Origin of the sequence: Dickeya oryzae (assembly GCF_009372235.1) — a bacterium.
GTDB classification, from domain to species: Bacteria; Pseudomonadota; Gammaproteobacteria; order Enterobacterales; family Enterobacteriaceae; genus Dickeya; species Dickeya oryzae.
On sequence record NZ_SULL01000023.1, the window covers coordinates 9366 to 25296 of the forward strand.

Annotated in this window: 24 protein-coding genes; 18 read left to right on the forward strand and 6 right to left on the reverse strand. The window is 49.6% G+C overall.

From position 1 onward, the window contains the following. The first annotated feature begins 1 nt into the window (after window position 1). The 12 genes from rpsE (at window position 2) to FAZ14_RS19995 (ending at window position 6423) form a co-directional block, all read left to right on the forward strand. Window positions 2–502 carry a 30S ribosomal protein S5 gene (gene rpsE / locus FAZ14_RS19940; RefSeq protein ID WP_012768115.1) on the forward strand — a complete coding sequence of 167 codons (501 nt, stop codon included), beginning with the start codon at window positions 2–4 and terminating at the stop codon, window positions 500–502. A gap of 6 nt (window positions 503–508) precedes the next feature. Further along, window positions 509–688 (forward strand): 50S ribosomal protein L30, encoded by a 180-nt coding sequence (gene rpmD / locus FAZ14_RS19945; protein ID WP_004846568.1) that lies wholly within the window; start codon window positions 509–511, stop codon window positions 686–688. Window positions 689–691: 3 nt separating this feature from the next. Next, window positions 692–1126 (forward strand): 50S ribosomal protein L15, encoded by a 435-nt coding sequence (gene rplO, locus FAZ14_RS19950; RefSeq protein WP_012886341.1) that lies wholly within the window; start codon window positions 692–694, stop codon window positions 1124–1126. A 7-nt stretch (window positions 1127–1133) separates the two neighbouring features. Further along, window positions 1134–2465 (forward strand): preprotein translocase subunit SecY, encoded by a 1332-nt coding sequence (gene secY, locus FAZ14_RS19955; protein ID WP_012886340.1) that lies wholly within the window; start codon window positions 1134–1136, stop codon window positions 2463–2465. Window positions 2466–2498: 33 nt separating this feature from the next. Then, window positions 2499–2615 (forward strand): 50S ribosomal protein L36, encoded by a 117-nt coding sequence (gene rpmJ / locus FAZ14_RS19960; protein ID WP_012768118.1) that lies wholly within the window; start codon window positions 2499–2501, stop codon window positions 2613–2615. A 146-nt stretch (window positions 2616–2761) separates the two neighbouring features. Then, window positions 2762–3118 carry a 30S ribosomal protein S13 gene (gene rpsM, locus FAZ14_RS19965; protein ID WP_012768119.1) on the forward strand — a complete coding sequence of 119 codons (357 nt, stop codon included), beginning with the start codon at window positions 2762–2764 and terminating at the stop codon, window positions 3116–3118. A 16-nt stretch (window positions 3119–3134) separates the two neighbouring features. Beyond that, a complete protein-coding gene (gene rpsK, locus FAZ14_RS19970; protein WP_002919257.1) occupies window positions 3135–3524 on the forward strand; it encodes a 30S ribosomal protein S11 in 390 nt (129 codons plus the stop codon). Between the two features lie 30 nt (window positions 3525–3554). After that, a complete protein-coding gene (gene rpsD, locus FAZ14_RS19975; protein ID WP_012768120.1) occupies window positions 3555–4175 on the forward strand; it encodes a 30S ribosomal protein S4 in 621 nt (206 codons plus the stop codon). A 25-nt stretch (window positions 4176–4200) separates the two neighbouring features. Then, window positions 4201–5190: a DNA-directed RNA polymerase subunit alpha gene (locus FAZ14_RS19980; protein ID WP_012768121.1), complete on the forward strand. Its 990-nt coding sequence runs from the start codon at window positions 4201–4203 to the stop codon at window positions 5188–5190. Between the two features lie 40 nt (window positions 5191–5230). Then, a complete protein-coding gene (gene rplQ / locus FAZ14_RS19985) occupies window positions 5231–5623 on the forward strand; it encodes a 50S ribosomal protein L17 (protein WP_012768122.1) in 393 nt (130 codons plus the stop codon). Between the two features lie 129 nt (window positions 5624–5752). Further along, entirely contained in the window at window positions 5753–6142 is a 390-nt protein-coding gene (locus tag FAZ14_RS19990; protein ID WP_016943911.1) for a DnaJ family domain-containing protein, read from the forward strand. Between the two features lie 56 nt (window positions 6143–6198). Beyond that, window positions 6199–6423: an alternative ribosome-rescue factor A gene (locus tag FAZ14_RS19995; protein ID WP_029456669.1), complete on the forward strand. Its 225-nt coding sequence runs from the start codon at window positions 6199–6201 to the stop codon at window positions 6421–6423. 6 nt (window positions 6424–6429) lie between these two features. On the opposite strand, the gene mscL is transcribed toward FAZ14_RS19995, so the two are convergent. The 5 genes from mscL to def form a co-directional block, all read right to left on the reverse strand. Then, a complete protein-coding gene (gene mscL / locus FAZ14_RS20000) occupies window positions 6430–6855 on the reverse strand; it encodes a large-conductance mechanosensitive channel protein MscL (protein WP_016943910.1) in 426 nt (141 codons plus the stop codon). 106 nt (window positions 6856–6961) lie between these two features. Beyond that, window positions 6962–8338, reverse strand: a complete 1377-nt coding sequence (trkA, locus tag FAZ14_RS20005) for a Trk system potassium transporter TrkA (protein ID WP_020477088.1) — start codon at window positions 8336–8338, stop codon at window positions 6962–6964. Between the two features lie 42 nt (window positions 8339–8380). Beyond that, complete coding sequence (rsmB, locus tag FAZ14_RS20010; RefSeq protein WP_038925451.1) at window positions 8381–9676, reverse strand: 16S rRNA (cytosine(967)-C(5))-methyltransferase RsmB; 1296 nt, start codon at window positions 9674–9676, stop codon at window positions 8381–8383. Window positions 9677–9761: 85 nt separating this feature from the next. After that, a complete protein-coding gene (gene fmt, locus FAZ14_RS20015; RefSeq protein ID WP_153509088.1) occupies window positions 9762–10703 on the reverse strand; it encodes a methionyl-tRNA formyltransferase in 942 nt (313 codons plus the stop codon). 37 nt (window positions 10704–10740) lie between these two features. Further along, on the reverse strand, window positions 10741–11250 hold the full coding sequence (def, locus tag FAZ14_RS20020; RefSeq protein ID WP_012886331.1) for a peptide deformylase: 510 nt from the start codon (window positions 11248–11250) through the stop codon (window positions 10741–10743). 112 nt (window positions 11251–11362) lie between these two features. On the opposite strand from def, the gene dprA reads away from it, so the two are divergent. The 6 genes from dprA to FAZ14_RS20050 are packed head-to-tail and all read left to right on the forward strand — an operon-like array spanning window position 11363 to window position 15189. Beyond that, window positions 11363–12496 carry a DNA-protecting protein DprA gene (dprA, locus tag FAZ14_RS20025; RefSeq protein WP_153509089.1) on the forward strand — a complete coding sequence of 378 codons (1134 nt, stop codon included), beginning with the start codon at window positions 11363–11365 and terminating at the stop codon, window positions 12494–12496. Then, window positions 12468–12941, forward strand: coding sequence for a DUF494 family protein (locus FAZ14_RS20030; protein WP_012886329.1), 474 nt, complete (start codon window positions 12468–12470; stop codon window positions 12939–12941). The genes dprA and FAZ14_RS20030 overlap by 29 nt, the downstream gene beginning before the upstream one ends. Before the next feature lie 19 nt (window positions 12942–12960). Beyond that, window positions 12961–13512 (forward strand): DNA topoisomerase family protein, encoded by a 552-nt coding sequence (locus tag FAZ14_RS20035; protein WP_016943905.1) that lies wholly within the window; start codon window positions 12961–12963, stop codon window positions 13510–13512. Beyond that, on the forward strand, window positions 13505–14074 hold the full coding sequence (gene tsaC, locus FAZ14_RS20040; protein ID WP_029456668.1) for an L-threonylcarbamoyladenylate synthase type 1 TsaC: 570 nt from the start codon (window positions 13505–13507) through the stop codon (window positions 14072–14074). Before FAZ14_RS20035 ends, tsaC begins: the two co-directional genes overlap by 8 nt. A gap of 18 nt (window positions 14075–14092) precedes the next feature. Beyond that, a complete protein-coding gene (gene aroE / locus FAZ14_RS20045; protein ID WP_016943903.1) occupies window positions 14093–14920 on the forward strand; it encodes a shikimate dehydrogenase in 828 nt (275 codons plus the stop codon). Then, window positions 14917–15189: a DUF1488 family protein gene (locus FAZ14_RS20050; RefSeq protein ID WP_016943902.1), complete on the forward strand. Its 273-nt coding sequence runs from the start codon at window positions 14917–14919 to the stop codon at window positions 15187–15189. The genes aroE and FAZ14_RS20050 overlap by 4 nt, the downstream gene beginning before the upstream one ends. 22 nt (window positions 15190–15211) lie before the next feature. On the opposite strand, the gene FAZ14_RS20055 is transcribed toward FAZ14_RS20050, so the two are convergent. Beyond that, window positions 15212–15757: a gamma carbonic anhydrase family protein gene (locus FAZ14_RS20055; RefSeq protein ID WP_016943901.1), complete on the reverse strand. Its 546-nt coding sequence runs from the start codon at window positions 15755–15757 to the stop codon at window positions 15212–15214. Window positions 15758–15931: the final 174 nt, after the last annotated feature.

The following is a 15931-nucleotide window of genomic DNA, read 5'->3' on the forward strand; positions in this document are numbered from 1 at the left end:
GATGGCTCACATCGAAAAACAAGCTGGCGAACTGCAGGAAAAGCTGATCGCGGTAAATCGCGTATCTAAAACCGTTAAGGGTGGTCGTATTTTCTCCTTCACAGCACTGACTGTGGTAGGTGATGGTAACGGTCGCGTCGGTTTTGGTTACGGTAAAGCTCGCGAAGTTCCGGCAGCGATCCAGAAAGCGATGGAAAAAGCCCGTCGCAATATGATGAATGTCGCGCTGAACAACGGCACTCTGCAGCACCCGGTTAAAGGTGCACACACAGGTTCTCGTGTGTTCATGCAGCCAGCTTCCGAAGGTACCGGTATCATCGCCGGTGGTGCAATGCGCGCCGTTCTGGAAGTTGCAGGGGTTCACAACGTATTGGCTAAAGCCTATGGTTCCACAAACCCGATTAACGTGGTTCGTGCAACTATCGATGGCCTGGCTAACATGAAGTCCCCGGAAATGGTCGCTGCCAAGCGTGGTAAATCCGTTGAAGACATTCTGGGGTAATTGACCATGGCAAAGACTATTAAAATTACTCAAACCCGTAGTGCAATCGGTCGTCTGCCTAAACACAAGGCAACGCTGCTTGGCCTGGGTCTGCGTCGTATTGGTCACACCGTTGAGCGCGAGGATACTCCTGCTGTTCGCGGTATGGTCAACGCGGTTTCCTACATGGTTAAAGTGGAGGAGTAACAGATGCGTTTGAATACTCTGTCTCCGGCCGAAGGCTCTAAACACGCGCCGAAGCGCTTAGGTCGCGGTATTGGTTCCGGCCTCGGTAAGACTGGTGGTCGCGGCGTCAAAGGTCAGAACTCTCGTTCTGGCGGTGGTGTACGCCGTGGTTTCGAAGGCGGTCAGATGCCTTTGTATCGTCGTCTGCCGAAGTTCGGCTTCACTTCTCGCAAAGCTATGATTACAGCGGAAATCCGTCTGTCTGATCTGGCTCGTGTGGAAGGCGATGTTGTTGATCTGAATACGCTGAAAGCTGCTAACGTCATCGGCGTTCAGATTGAATTCGCGAAAGTGATTCTGTCTGGCGAAGTTGCACGTCCGGTAACGATTCGTGGTCTGCGCGTCACCAAAGGCGCTCGTGCTGCTATCGAAGCTGCTGGCGGCAAAATTGAGGAATAAGTAGCAGATGGCTAAACAACCAGGATTAGATTTTCAAAGTGCTAAAGGCGGAGTTGGCGAACTGAAACGCAGACTTTTGTTTGTTATCGGTGCGTTGATTGTTTTCCGTATTGGCTCTTTTATTCCCATTCCTGGTATTGATGCCACTGTGCTTGCCAAATTGCTCGAACAACAGCGTGGTACCATCATTGAAATGTTTAACATGTTCTCTGGTGGTGCTTTAAGCCGCGCTTCAATTTTCGCGCTGGGAATTATGCCGTATATCTCGGCATCCATCATCATTCAGTTGTTGACGGTGGTTCATCCCGCACTGGCGGAAATTAAGAAGGAAGGGGAAGCTGGCCGACGTAAAATCAGCCAGTATACCCGCTACGGCACTCTGGTGTTGGGAATATTTCAGTCAATCGGTATTGCTACCGGTTTGCCGAATATGCCTGGAATGCAAGGTCTGGTAATTAATCCAGGCTTTGCGTTTTATTTCACCGCTGTTGTCAGTCTGGTCACCGGGACTATGTTCCTGATGTGGCTGGGCGAGCAGATTACTGAACGTGGTATCGGTAACGGTATCTCAATCATAATCTTTGCAGGTATTGTTGCGGGCCTACCGCCGGCTATTGGCCATACCATCGAGCAAGCGCGGCAAGGCGATCTGCACTTCCTCCTGTTGCTGTTGGTTGCAGTGCTGGTATTCGCAGTAACGTTCTTTGTAGTGTTTATTGAGCGCGGTCAACGTCGTATCGTTGTTAACTACGCCAAACGCCAGCAAGGACGTCGCGTATATGCAGCACAGAGTACGCATTTACCACTGAAGGTGAATATGGCCGGTGTTATTCCAGCTATCTTTGCTTCCAGTATTATTCTGTTCCCAGCGACGATAGCATCGTGGTTTGGGGGCGGTACCGGTTGGAACTGGCTGACGACTATTTCGCTGTATCTGCAGCCTGGGCAACCGCTTTATGTGTTACTCTATGCATCTGCAATCATCTTCTTCTGTTTCTTCTATACCGCGTTGGTATTTAACCCGCGGGAAACAGCAGATAACCTGAAGAAGTCCGGTGCATTCGTGCCAGGAATTCGTCCGGGAGAGCAAACGGCGAAGTATATTGATAAAGTAATGACCCGCCTGACATTAGTTGGTGCGATGTATATTACCTTTATCTGCCTCATCCCGGAGTTCATGCGTGACGCAATGAAAGTGCCGTTCTATTTCGGTGGGACGTCATTATTGATCGTCGTTGTCGTGATCATGGACTTTATGGCTCAAGTGCAAACGCTGCTGATGTCAAGTCAGTATGAGTCTGCATTGAAGAAGGCAAACCTGAAAGGCTATAGCCGCTGATTAGGTTGGCTTGAGAAGTTACGGAGAGTAAAAATGAAAGTTCGTGCTTCCGTCAAGAAATTATGTCGTAACTGTAAGATTGTTAAGCGTAACGGCATCGTTCGCGTTATCTGCAGTGCCGAACCGAAGCATAAACAGCGCCAAGGCTGATTATCTCGCATATTTTTCTTGCAAAGTTGGATTGAGCTGGCTAGATTAGCCAGCCAATCTTTTGTATGTAACTGCAATGTCATTTGAGTATCCTGAAAACGGGCTTTTCAGAATGGTATTGCTTTATAAAATTGTAGGAGTGCATAGTGGCCCGTATAGCAGGCATTAACATTCCTGATCATAAACATACCGTAATTGCATTAACTGCTATTTACGGCATTGGTAAAACCCGTTCCAAATCTATCTGTGCTGCAACGGGTATTGCTGAAGATGTTAAGATCAGTGAGCTGTCTGAAGAGCAAATCGATAAGCTGCGTGACGAAGTTGCCAAGTTTGTTGTAGAAGGCGATCTGCGTCGTGAAATCACCCTGAGCATCAAGCGCCTTATGGACCTTGGTACTTATCGTGGTTTGCGTCACCGTCGTGGTCTGCCGGTTCGCGGTCAGCGTACCAAGACTAACGCCCGTACCCGTAAGGGTCCGCGCAAACCGATCAAGAAATAATCGGGGTGATTGAATAATGGCAAAGGCACCTATTCGTGCACGTAAGCGTGTAAGAAAGCAAGTCTCTGACGGTGTGGCTCATATCCATGCTTCTTTCAACAACACCATCGTTACCATTACCGATCGTCAGGGTAATGCGTTGGGTTGGGCAACTGCCGGTGGTTCCGGTTTCCGTGGTTCTCGTAAATCCACTCCGTTCGCCGCTCAGGTAGCAGCAGAGCGCTGCGCTGAAGCTGTGAAAGAGTACGGTATCAAGAATCTGGAAGTTATGGTTAAAGGACCTGGTCCGGGCCGTGAGTCTACTATCCGCGCTCTGAACGCGGCTGGTTTTCGCATCACTAATATTACTGATGTGACTCCGATCCCTCATAACGGTTGTCGTCCGCCGAAAAAGCGTCGCGTGTAACGCCGCTTTTAGGATTGCTGGAGAAAGAAAATGGCAAGATATTTGGGTCCTAAGCTCAAGCTGAGCCGTCGTGAAGGCACCGACCTGTTTCTAAAGTCTGGTGTTCGTGCGATCGATTCCAAGTGTAAAATTGAACAAGCTCCTGGCCAGCACGGCGCACGTAAACCGCGTCTGTCTGACTATGGTGTACAGTTGCGTGAGAAGCAGAAAGTTCGCCGTATCTACGGTGTTCTGGAGCGTCAATTCCGTAACTACTACAAAGAAGCCGCTCGCCTGAAAGGCAATACAGGTGCCAACCTGTTGCAGTTGCTGGAAGGTCGTCTGGACAACGTTGTTTACCGTATGGGATTCGGCGCTACCCGCGCAGAAGCTCGTCAGCTGGTAAGTCACAAAGCTGTTATGGTAAATGGTCGCGTTGTTAACATCGCTTCTTATCAGGTATCTCCGAATGACGTAGTCAGCATCCGCGAGAAGGCGAAAAAGCAGTCTCGTGTTAAGGCCGCTCTGGAGCTGGCTGAACAGCGTGAAAAGCCAACTTGGCTGGAAGTTGATGCTGCCAAGATGGAAGGTGTGTTCAAACGTATTCCTGAACGTACCGATCTGTCTGCGGACATTAATGAACACCTGATCGTCGAGCTTTACTCCAAGTAAAGCTTAGTACCAAAGAGAGGACACAATGCAGGGTTCTGTGACAGAGTTTCTAAAACCGCGCCTGGTAGATATCGAGCAAGTTAGTTCGACGCACGCCAAGGTGACCCTTGAGCCGTTAGAGCGGGGCTTCGGCCATACTCTTGGTAACGCACTGCGCCGTATTCTGCTTTCATCCATGCCTGGTTGCGCGGTGACCGAGGTTGAGATTGATGGTGTACTGCACGAGTACAGCACCAAAGAAGGCGTACAGGAAGATATCCTGGAAATCCTGCTCAACCTGAAAGGGCTGGCGGTGAGAGTTCAAGGCAAAGATGAAGTTATTCTTACCCTGAATAAATCTGGCATTGGCCCTGTGACTGCAGCCGACATCACCCATGATGGTGATGTCGAAATCGTCAAGCCACAGCATGTGATCTGCCATCTGACCGATGAGAATGCATCTATCAATATGCGTATCAAAGTTCAGCGTGGTCGTGGTTATGTGCCGGCGTCTGCCCGTATTCATACGGAAGAAGATGAGCGCCCGATCGGTCGTCTGTTAGTCGACGCTTGCTACAGCCCTGTTGAGCGTATCGCTTACAATGTTGAAGCAGCGCGTGTTGAACAGCGTACTGACCTGGACAAGCTGGTTATCGAAATGGAAACCAATGGTACGATCGATCCTGAAGAGGCGATCCGCCGTGCGGCAACCATTCTGGCTGAACAATTGGAAGCTTTCGTTGACTTACGTGATGTACGTCAGCCGGAAGTGAAAGAAGAGAAACCAGAATTCGATCCGATCCTGCTGCGCCCTGTTGACGATCTTGAATTGACTGTCCGCTCTGCTAACTGCCTTAAGGCAGAAGCTATCCACTACATCGGTGATCTGGTACAGCGTACCGAGGTTGAATTGCTTAAAACGCCTAACCTGGGTAAAAAATCTCTTACTGAGATCAAAGACGTGCTGGCTTCTCGTGGTCTGTCACTGGGCATGCGCCTGGAAAACTGGCCACCGGCAAGCATTGCTGATGAGTAACCGGATCACAGGTTAAGGTTTTACTGAGAAGGATAAGGTCATGCGCCATCGTAAGAGTGGTCGTCAACTGAACCGTAACAGCAGCCATCGCCAGGCTATGTTCCGTAACATGGCTGGTTCTTTGGTTCGTCATGAGATTATCAAGACGACCCTGCCGAAAGCGAAAGAGCTGCGTCGTGTTGTTGAACCGCTGATTACTCTTGCCAAGACCGACAGCGTTGCTAATCGTCGTCTGGCATTTGCCCGTACTCGTGATAATGAGATCGTGGCTAAACTGTTTAACGAACTGGGCCCGCGTTTCGCGAGCCGTGCTGGTGGTTACACTCGTATTCTGAAGTGTGGCTTCCGTGCAGGTGACAATGCGCCGATGGCATACATCGAGCTCGTTGATCGCGCAGTTTCTCAGACAGAAGAAGTTGCTGCTGCAGAGTAATTTGCACTAGCGTAAAAAAGCCGGGGAAACCCGGTTTTTTTACGTCCTTATTTTAGTCCTCCCCGCCGCTGTTCGAGCGCTTTTCAATCCACTATCATATGAATAAAATCTCACGTGTGGGGTTATGTTATGTTTCCTATTGATGAATGGGCTGAGCGTCATATACTCGAAGCACAAAAGCGCGGAGAGTTGGAGAACTTATCGGGAAGCGGTAGGCCGCTTCAATTGGATGATAATAGTGCTGTCCCTGCCGAGCTGCGCAGCGCATACCACTTGATGAAGAATTCGGGCTTTTTACCACCTGAGTTGTCAGCTCGTAAGGACGCGTTGACGCTGGCAGATTTGCTGCTCGTTACTGACCCTGCATCAAAAGAGTATGTTGAGTTATCCCGGCAGCTCAGAGCACTTGAATTGCGTTTACAGCTTTCAGGCGTCAATACGGATTTTTTAAAAATGCCTTATCGGCATCAGTTGATGAGCAGGTTTGAGAAGAAGTTGCACTCTGATAAAGACGACTGACCTGTCGTTATATACGGTGTTCTTGCCAATGTTATGTCTATCAAATGAGGTAATTTATGTCTAACTATCGTCATACTAAAGGTCGAATAACTGATAATGCACTCGAAGCATTGCTGCATGACCCCTTGTTTCGCCAGCGTGTCGAGCAAAATGCCAAAGGTAAAGGAAGCTATCGACGCAAAGAGAAACACCAGAAAGCACAGAGTAAAAATTGGGAGGCCAGTGGTAAGAGAAATAACACTTTTACCACTGGCCTTCTGATTTGCTGTTTCAGTTATTAATGTCAGTTATGAATTTTTAGACTGGCTATCGATCTGCTGTTTGAGTAGATCTCTTATTTCTGTCAGGAGTTTTTCCTCTGCGGTAACTTTCGGCGGGGTATTCGGCTGTTCCTGCTGAGTACGGCGTAATTTGTTCATCAGTTTAATGGCCATAAAAATAGCGAAAGCCACGATAACAAAATCAAAAATATTCTGAATGAATGTGCCGTAGTTGATGCTGACGGCAGCAAGGTTGCCCTGCGCTTCTCGTAACACCCAATGGAACTGCTTGAAATCGACACCACCTATCAGCAACCCCAATGGCGGCATAATAATGTCCGACACCAGCGACGATACGATCTTCCCGAATGCAGCACCAATAATGACCCCTACAGCCAGGTCAACAACATTGCCGCGCATGGCGAATTCACGAAACTCTTTTATTAGGCTCATTGCATTATCTCCTGTTAAACCTTTTTTAATTCTAACAAGCGATAAATAAATTACCAAAATGGTATATGAGATAGGGCGTGGGTTAACACGCCCTGAGGAACAGTTATCAGAGGAAAAATGGGCTAGGTTGGAATAAACGCTCAACGTCAGAGATATATTTCTTATCGGTCAGAAACATGATGACGTGGTCACCCTGCTCAATCTGCAAATTATTATTAGCAATGAGCACATCGTCACCACGGACAATAGCGCCAATAATTGTTCCTGGTGGCAACTTGATATCAGCAATCATGCGACCGACGACTTTCGATGTACCCTCATCGCCATGCGCAATGGCTTCAATGGCTTCTGCCACTCCACGTCGTAGAGATGAGACACTGACGATATCCGCTTTGCGGACATGTCCCAGCAGAGCTGAAATCGTTGCCTGCTGCGGTGAGATCGCCACATCAATGACACTGCCCTGAACCAGGTCGACATAGGCCCGGCGTTGGATCAAGACCATTGCCTTCTTCGCGCCCATTCGCTTAGCTAACATCGCTGACATGATATTGGCTTCATCATCGTTGGTGATGGCGATAAACACATCGATTTGCTCGATATGTTCCTGGGCCAGTAATTCCTGGTCAGAGGCATCACCATGGAAAACAATGGTATTTTGTAAACGTTCAGCCAATTCCGAAGCTCTAAGCGCATCGCGTTCTATCAGTTTAACGCTGTAGTCTTTCTCGAGTTTACGGGCAAGGCCAGCCCCTACATTTCCGCCACCAACAATCATGATGCGTTTATAGGGCTTCTCAAGACGTTGCATTTCACTCATTACTGCCCGGATATGTTGTGAAGCAGCAATAAAGAATACTTCATCTCCCGCTTCAATAACGGTTGAGCCTTGTGGACGAATAGGGCGGTCATGGCGAAAAATTGCAGCAACCCGGGTTTCTATATGCGGCATATGATCGCGCATTGTGGCGATGGCATTCCCTACCAGAGGTCCACCATAATATGCGTTTACCGCAGCAATACTGACTTTACCCTCGGCGAAATTGACGACCTGTAATGCTCCCGGATATTCGATCAATTTGTAGATATTATCGATGACTAGCTGTTCCGGTGAAATGAGATGGTCGATGGGTACCGCTTCAGACTGGAATAACTGCCCTGACTCGCGGATATACTCTGATGCACGGATTCGGGCAATGCGGTTGGGGGTATTAAACAGCGAATAAGCGACCTGACAAGCGATCATGTTGGTTTCATCGGAATTGGTTACGGCTATCAACATGTCCGCGTCTTCCGCTCCAGCTTCGCGCAACACGCGTGGATGAGAGGCGTAACCTGTAACCACGCGCAGATCGAATTTGTCCTGAAGCTGGCGTAGCCGAGTGGTATTGGTGTCTACAACCGTAATATCGTTGTTTTCACCTGACAAATTTTCTGCCAGCGTTCCGCCAACCTGACCTGCACCAAGAATAATTATCTTCATCGTCATTTCTGCCGTGTCTGTTCCCGTTGGGGGACCTGTGGACTATTGCCCGCTTTTTATCAGCTTCGCATAAAAGAAACCATCGCCATCTTCCGCCGCAGGCAACATTTGTATCCCTGGCGAGGTCGATATTCCGGTATCGACCAACATAGCGTCAGCGTGTCGTTGCAGAAAATCCGCTATTTGTTGGCAATTCTCTTCCGGTAATACCGAACAAGTGGCATAAACCAGCGTGCCACCGTTTTTCAGTCGTGGCCAGACAGCATCCAGAATCGTTTTTTGTAGCGATGCCAGTTCGGCGATATCGCTATCCCGACGTAGCCACTTGATATCTGGGTGGCGACGAATGACACCGGTAGCAGAGCAGGGTGCATCGAGTAAAATGCGGTCAAAACACTTATCACCGCACCACTGTGCAGGTGTTCTGCCATCACCACATTTGACTTCGGCATGCAGATTAAGCCGCTGCAAATTTTCTCTGACTCGTTTCAAACGTTGTTCGTCAACATCAACGGCCAGTACGTGGGCATGAGGTGCTGCTTCAAGTATATGTGTTGTTTTGCCGCCGGGGGCGGCACAGAGGTCAAGAATATCCTCGTGGTCTTGTGGTGATAGCCAGTGGATACAGCCCTGTGCAGAAGCATCTTGTACAGTCACAAACCCTTGTTCAAAGCCAGGCAATAAACTGACAGCACAAGGCGTGCTCAGCCTGATGGCATCTGGATAGTGTGCGTGAGGATGAGCCTCAATCCCTTTTTCCTGTAATAACGCCAGATAAGCTTCACGGGTATGATGACGGCGATTGACCCTTAACCACATCGGAGGATGTTGATTGTTGGCGTCGATAATCCGTTCCCACTGACTGGGGTAGGCTTTTTTCAGTCGTTGTAGCAGCCAGTCGGGGTGTGAATAACGTGCTGGGTTGTTCTGTAACCGCTGCTGCAGCGCCTCCTGCTCGCGCTGAAATTGGCGTAATACGCCATTAATCAGCCCTTTTAATTGCGGGCGTTTCAGGGCTACTGCGCCATTCACCGTTTCTGCCAGAGCGGCATGAGGGGGAATGCGGGTATGGATGAGCTGGTAAAGGCCAACCATTAGCAGATAATGCAGAACTTTCTGTTTGCCGGTAAGCGGTTTTGCCATCAGTTGACGAAGATACCAGTCCAACTGCGGTAATACGCGCAATACACCAAAGCAGATCTCTTGCAGCAGGCCACGATCTCTTTCACTGATGTCACGTTGGAGCGCGGGCAGTAATTGACTAAGTGATTGCCCTTGTTCTACAACCTGTACAAGGGTGGCGGCGGCAATACTGCGAAGATTGTATGTGCTTTTCATCGGCTCAGAAGAATAGGGGAATAATGATGGTACCGACAAGTCTGTCGGCACCGTAGTATCAGGCTAATAGCATTAGCTTAAGGCATCAGGCTAATGTGTTGCCTGGGATGAACCATTCACGACGCGAGTTCAGCAAGTCCTGTGCCGACATGGCTTTTTTGCCCGATGGCTGAAGAATTTGAATATTTAATATGCCGTTAGCGGTGGCGACTCTGATGCCTTCTTTATCGGCTGCAAGCACTGTTCCTGGCTGTTGTTGGTGCTGAGTATCTAGCGCCTGTGCTTTCCAGACTTTCACTGGTTGTTCCTCAACCAGAAAATAGCTGACGGGCCAAGGGTTGAAAGCTCGAATACAACGTTCCAGTTGCTCTGCGGACAATTGCCAGTCTAATCGCGCCTCTTCTTTGCTTAGCTTTTCTGCGTAGGTTGCCAGACTGTCATCCTGCACTTGTGCTGTGACCTGAGATGAAGACAACTGTGCCAGAGTTTCCATCAGTCCTTGTGGGCCAAGCTTCGCCAGTTTGTCGTAGAGTGTAGCGCTGGTGTCATCCGGCAAAATAGGACATTCGATTTTATGAAGCATGGCTCCAGTATCTAATCCGGCATCCATTTGCATAATCGTGACGCCAGTCAGGCCGTCACCAGCCCAAAGCGCACGTTGTATCGGTGCAGCTCCACGCCAGCGTGGCAATAGTGACCCATGAACGTTGATGCATCCCAAACGAGGCATATCCAGAACGGCTTGTGGCAGGATAAGACCATAGGCAACCACGACCATCACGTCAGCGTTGAGTCCTGCCACGATTTGCTGGTTTTCGCCAAGGCGTAATGACTTGGGTTGAAATACCGGGATACCATGCTGCTCGGCCAACACCTTGACCGGACTGGGGGTCAGTTTATTACCGCGCCCTGCCGGGCGGTCAGGCTGGGTAAAGACGCCGACAATCTCATGCTCCGAGGATAACAACGCCGCAAGGTGCTGCGCGGCGAAATCGGGCGTTCCTGCGAAAATAATGCGTAATGACACGTAGTTTCCTGTCTGGATATAGGTTTACGATACTGTTTTATGCCTTGCTGTTTTGCCGGGCTAATTTCTCCAGCTTTTGGCGAATGCGCTGGCGCTTAAGCGGCGACAGATAGTCGACAAACAGCTTACCAACCAAATGATCCATTTCATGTTGGATACAAATTGCCAGCAATCCATCAGCATCAAGTTCAAAAGGCTTTCCTTCACGGTCTAGCGCCCGCACTTTGACGTGCTCAGCCCGAGGAACCAGTGCACGGGTTTCTGGAATCGACAAACAGCCCTCTTCTATTCCGGTGTCACCGGATTTTTCCAGCAGTTCCGGGTTGATCAGCACAAGTCGTTGATCCCGCTCTTCGGAGACATCGATAACAATGATGCGCTGATGGATATCAACTTGTGTTGCGGCAAGGCCAATACCTTCTTCCTCGTACATGGTGTCGAACATATCGTCCACGATACGCTGAATTTCTGCATTAACTTCTTTTACCGGCTTTGCCTGAGTGCGAAGCCGCTCATCGGGAAAATGTAATACTTGCAAGACTGACATATAGGTTTAGATCTGTATTCAGGTGGTTAGAATGCTCCAGTCTTTATTGTAGACATTTCCGAGGGTGATTGACAGCATCACGGCCACAGTAGAGCAGGGTGTGGAGTGGGGTATGACGGATACGGAAATCTGGTTGCGTCTGGCGTCGGTTAAGGGGCTTGGTGCCAAACGCTGCGCGCTAGTGTTCAGCCAATTGCAGGCCGAGAATTCATATTCGGCCGAACATCTGAAAGCGTTAGGTTTGACGCAAAATCAGACTGAGCAATTTTTCGGCCTGAGTGATTTGGATATACAGAATTCCATAAGCTGGTTGGAAACGTCAGCCCATCATCTGGTGACATTCGGCAGCGACGATTATCCTCCACTGCTCAGTAACATTGCGTCTCCCCCTGCATGTCTGTATGTCATTGGAGAGCCAACCCTCCTGTCATCTCCGCAAATCGCGGTGGTGGGTAGCCGTAACAATAGTGCTTATGGCGAACAGTGGGGACATTTCTTTAGCGAACAACTCAGCCAGAATCGTTTGACAGTAACCAGTGGGCTGGCCGTCGGTATTGATGGAATTGCCCATCGCGCCGCGTTACAGGCAGAAGGGAAAACCCTTGCCGTCTTAGGAAGTGGATTACGTCGACTTTACCCCCGCCGACATTTGGCGTTAGCGGATGCCATCGTGGCGCAGGGCGGTGCCCTGGTGTCGGAATTCCCTCTAAATACACCGCCGCTGCCGGTAAACTTTCCTCGCCGTAATCGCATCATTAGTGGATTAAGTCTGGGGGTTCTGGTCGTAGAGGCGTCACTGCGTAGTGGATCGCTGGTGACGGCGCGTTATGCATTGGAACAGAATCGTGAGGTTTTTGCCTTGCCCGGTCCGATTGGCAATCCGATGACGGAGGGTAACCACTGGCTGATACAACAAGGCGCAACCTTGGTTACTCAGCCTCAGGACATTTTTGAACAACTCCATAATGGGCTGCGTTGGTTTGCCGATATTCCCAATGAGGGCGCTCCGGAAATTATTTGTGCGACGGAAGGTGAACTGGAATTGCCATTTGCTGATGTGTTGGCTACCGTAGGAGATGAGGTTACACCTGTTGACGTTGTCGCTGAACGTGCCGGCCAACCTGTGCCAGAGGTGGTGACTAAGTTACTGGATCTGGAGTTAGCAGGGTGGATCGCAGCTGTACCCGGCGGCTATGTCCGTATAAGGAGGGCAGGCCATGTTCGACGTACTCATGTACTTGTTTGAAACTTACATCCACAATGAAACTGAAATGCGTGTCGATCAGGATACGTTGACTGATGACCTCACCCGCGCGGGATTTGATCGTGATGATATCTACAGCGCGTTGGACTGGCTGGAGAAACTGGCTGATCTGCAGGAAGGGCAAACTCCGCCTTTAGCATTGGCCAGTGATCCCCTGGCGTTACGCATCTACACGGCTGAAGAAGAGCAGCGTCTGGATGCGGATTGCCGCGGTTTTCTGCTGTTTCTTGAGCAGATTAAAGTCCTTAATCTGGAAACCCGAGAAATGGTTATTGATCGGGTCATGGCACTTGAGACACAGGATTTTGACCTTGAGGATTTGAAATGGGTCATTTTGATGGTGCTGTTCAATGTGCCTGGTTGTGAAAATGCCTATCAGCAAATGGAAGATTTACTCTTTGAGGCTAATGAAGGGTATTTGCAGTAGTCGGGAATCAGAGTAAATCATGAACAAAGCCGTTATTGCTGACAAGCATCAACAGGTATGTCCTGAATGCGGGGCTGTGCTGATTATCCGTTCCGGGCAGCACGGCCCGTTTCTTGGCTGTTCAAATTATCCTGAGTGTCGTTATATCCGGCCGCTTAAAGCCAATGCTGATGGGCATGTGGTGAAAGTGCTGGATGGTCAATCTTGCCCTTGCTGCCAGTCGACACTGGTGTTACGTCAAGGGCGCTATGGTATGTTCATTGGCTGTAGCAACTATCCTGAATGCGATCATACAGAAGCGATTGATCGCCCGGATGAAACTGCCTTGATATGCCCCCAATGCCATGAAGGCCGATTGCTTCAGCGGAAATCTCGCTACGGCAAGACGTTTTACGCGTGTGAGCGTTACCCCTCTTGTCAATTTTCGCTGAATCATAAGCCGCTCGCAGGGGAGTGTGAGTATTGTCATTATCCATTATTACTCGAGAAGAAAACCGCGCACGGAGTAAGACGCTTTTGCGCCAGTAAATTATGTGGAAAGCCGGTAGAAGAACGTCATAGTGATGAGTAACGTAAATTCTGAAGATTTAGCACTGCTGTTACAGCAATTGCGGGAAGAGCGAGTGATCGCCTACCCAACGGAGGCTGTATTTGGACTCGGATGTGATCCTGACAGTGAGGTGGCGGTAGAGCGCTTGCTGGCGCTAAAACAACGCCCGCGTGAAAAGGGTCTGATTCTGATTGCAGCGAATTTTCAGCAACTGGAATCTTATATTGAGTTCTCTGCCTTGCCTGATGCGCAACGTCAGACGATTTTCGCTACCTGGCCTGGTCCGGTGACCTGGGTGATTCCAGCCAGAGCGGAAACACCGGACTGGTTGACTGGACGTTTTAGTTCGCTGGCGGTGCGAGTGAGTGATCATCCGTTGGTGAAGCAATTGTGTTTGGCATTTGGCAAGCCGCTGGTTTCAACCAGCGCTAACTTGAGCGGTCAGCCGCCCTGTCGTACCGCCAGAGAAGTTACTGCGCAGTTTGGCGAGCGTTTTCCTGTCCTGAATGGGGAAGTTGGCGGTCGTCTGAATCCGTCTGAAATTCGTGATGCTTTGACGGGTGAAATGCTGCGTCAAGGGTAGTAACTACTGGAGAATAAGGTGTCCGCGAGTCAATCTTTTGCTGTTTTTGGTCATCCTATCGCGCATAGCAAATCGCCGCGTATTCATGCGTTGTTTGCAGAGCAAACCGGGATTTCGCTGACATATGAGCGTATTCTCGCCCCATTGGATGGTTTTGAAGATAGCCTGAATGCCTTTTTTCAGAATGGTGCATGTGGCGCGAATGTGACTGCCCCATTCAAGGAACGTGCGTGTGCTGCGGTGGATGAGTTAAGTGAACGAGCCCGTTCTGCTGGTGCCGTTAACACGGTTCAAAAGAAAGGTGATGGTTCGTTGTATGGTGATAATACGGATGGTATAGGCCTGTTGAGTGATTTGCAGCAGCATGAGTTTATCCAGCCGCGTAATCGGGTGTTGCTCGTGGGAGCTGGGGGCGCAGCACGTGGCGTTATTCAGCCTTTGCTTGCATACGGATGCGAGGTAATCATCGTTAACCGTACATTTGCCAGAGCGGCAGCACTGGCTGAGCATTTCAACTGCTATGGTCAGGTAAGTGCACTACCGTTAGAAACACTAGATAGTCAGCGTGTTGATGTAATTATTAATGCCACCTCATCAGGTATAGCGGGTGATGTGCCTGATTTACCTGCTTCTCTGATATCTCCCGATGTGTGCTGTTATGACATGTTTTATCAGTCGGAACCGACGCCTTTTTTGAAATGGTGCATCCAGCAAGGGGCGCAACGGTATGTTGACGGTATAGGTATGCTGGTCTGGCAGGCGGCACATGCGTTCAATTTGTGGCACGGTGTCATGCCTGACGTTGTGCCGGTGATCCGTAAAATGAAGCAGGAACTGGGGGCATGAATCAGGCGATCCAATTCCCCGACCGGGAGCGGTGGAGTGATCTTGATGAGGCGATCATTTTTCCGGTACTGGCCGATGGGTTCCAGCGTGAGTGCATCATTAGACGGGATGTTTTGCTTACTCGCTACGGTGAAGCACAGCCGGAACAGTGGCTGTCACTGTTTCGCGAACATCGTTGGGATTGGGAAGATGAGTTTGAGCGTTTGATCCGTAATGATGAGTATGATGAAAAGGGCGCTTTCTGTTTGGGGAGTGAATCCATTAATTAATTGAAAAGCGCCCATGCTTTATTTACTGGGATGGCTGGTTTAGGTATTCGTCTTTCCAACGCACATAATTGTTGGCTGAATAGTGTAAACCTTCCAGCTCTTGCTCAGTGAGTGGGCGGATCTTTTTAGCTGGGCTACCCAGATAAAGGTAGCCTGTCTCCAGCGTCTTCCCAGGTGAAACCAGACTACCTGCTCCGATGATGACGTCATTCTCAACTGTGACGCCATCAAGAAGGATTGATCCCATTCCTACCAGCACACGATTGCCGATGGTGCAGCCATGCAGCATGACCTTGTGCCCGACAGTGACATCTTCACCGATGATGAGTGGATTTCCATGTTCGTTCTTTTCTGAACGATGGGTGACATGTAAAACACAACCATCCTGAATGTTGGTTCGAGCGCCAATTTGGATAAAGTTAACATCCCCCCGGATGACGACGAGTGGCCAGATGCTCACATCGTCTGCCAGTGTGACTTCCCCTATAACAACACTGGAAGGATCCACCATGACATTTTTACCGATAACAGGGCGCGTTCCTTTAAACGGGCGTAATGTCTCGGACATATGCCGTATTCTCCTAACGTTAGTGTAATGGATCCCAGATCTGCGATTGATCCGGCGTTATTGCTCAGAAAATAGCGTTGCCTGCACAATAACTCAACGTAAGGGTGGAAAAATGCGCGAACGGAAAAAAAGATCGAAAAAGTGGTTGTGTAACCCGTTCGGATCCCTATAATG

Bases quoted from the DNA above. Each gene is read 5' to 3' on its own strand.
- FAZ14_RS20035 (WP_016943905.1), top strand. From the start codon at position 12,961: ATGAACAAAGCCGTTATTGCTGACAAGCATCAACAGGTATGTCCTGAA.
- rpmD (WP_004846568.1), top strand. From the start codon at position 509: ATGGCAAAGACTATTAAAATTACTCAAACCCGTAGTGCAATCGGTCGT.
- FAZ14_RS19995 (WP_029456669.1), top strand. From the start codon at position 6,199: ATGTCTAACTATCGTCATACTAAAGGTCGAATAACTGATAATGCACTC.
- FAZ14_RS20055 (WP_016943901.1), bottom strand. From the start codon at position 15,757: ATGTCCGAGACATTACGCCCGTTTAAAGGAACGCGCCCTGTTATCGGT.
- trkA (WP_020477088.1), bottom strand. From the start codon at position 8,338: ATGAAGATAATTATTCTTGGTGCAGGTCAGGTTGGCGGAACGCTGGCA.
- rpmJ (WP_012768118.1), top strand. From the start codon at position 2,499: ATGAAAGTTCGTGCTTCCGTCAAGAAATTATGTCGTAACTGTAAGATT.
- rpsE (WP_012768115.1), top strand. From the start codon at position 2: ATGGCTCACATCGAAAAACAAGCTGGCGAACTGCAGGAAAAGCTGATC.
- secY (WP_012886340.1), top strand. From the start codon at position 1,134: ATGGCTAAACAACCAGGATTAGATTTTCAAAGTGCTAAAGGCGGAGTT.
- rpsK (WP_002919257.1), top strand. From the start codon at position 3,135: ATGGCAAAGGCACCTATTCGTGCACGTAAGCGTGTAAGAAAGCAAGTC.
- FAZ14_RS19990 (WP_016943911.1), top strand. From the start codon at position 5,753: ATGTTTCCTATTGATGAATGGGCTGAGCGTCATATACTCGAAGCACAA.
- dprA (WP_153509089.1), top strand. From the start codon at position 11,363: ATGACGGATACGGAAATCTGGTTGCGTCTGGCGTCGGTTAAGGGGCTT.
- def (WP_012886331.1), bottom strand. From the start codon at position 11,250: ATGTCAGTCTTGCAAGTATTACATTTTCCCGATGAGCGGCTTCGCACT.
- rplQ (WP_012768122.1), top strand. From the start codon at position 5,231: ATGCGCCATCGTAAGAGTGGTCGTCAACTGAACCGTAACAGCAGCCAT.
- tsaC (WP_029456668.1), top strand. From the start codon at position 13,505: ATGAGTAACGTAAATTCTGAAGATTTAGCACTGCTGTTACAGCAATTG.
- rplO (WP_012886341.1), top strand. From the start codon at position 692: ATGCGTTTGAATACTCTGTCTCCGGCCGAAGGCTCTAAACACGCGCCG.
- rpsD (WP_012768120.1), top strand. From the start codon at position 3,555: ATGGCAAGATATTTGGGTCCTAAGCTCAAGCTGAGCCGTCGTGAAGGC.
- rsmB (WP_038925451.1), bottom strand. From the start codon at position 9,676: ATGAAAAGCACATACAATCTTCGCAGTATTGCCGCCGCCACCCTTGTA.
- mscL (WP_016943910.1), bottom strand. From the start codon at position 6,855: ATGAGCCTAATAAAAGAGTTTCGTGAATTCGCCATGCGCGGCAATGTT.
- FAZ14_RS19980 (WP_012768121.1), top strand. From the start codon at position 4,201: ATGCAGGGTTCTGTGACAGAGTTTCTAAAACCGCGCCTGGTAGATATC.
- FAZ14_RS20030 (WP_012886329.1), top strand. From the start codon at position 12,468: ATGTTCGACGTACTCATGTACTTGTTTGAAACTTACATCCACAATGAA.
- FAZ14_RS20050 (WP_016943902.1), top strand. From the start codon at position 14,917: ATGAATCAGGCGATCCAATTCCCCGACCGGGAGCGGTGGAGTGATCTT.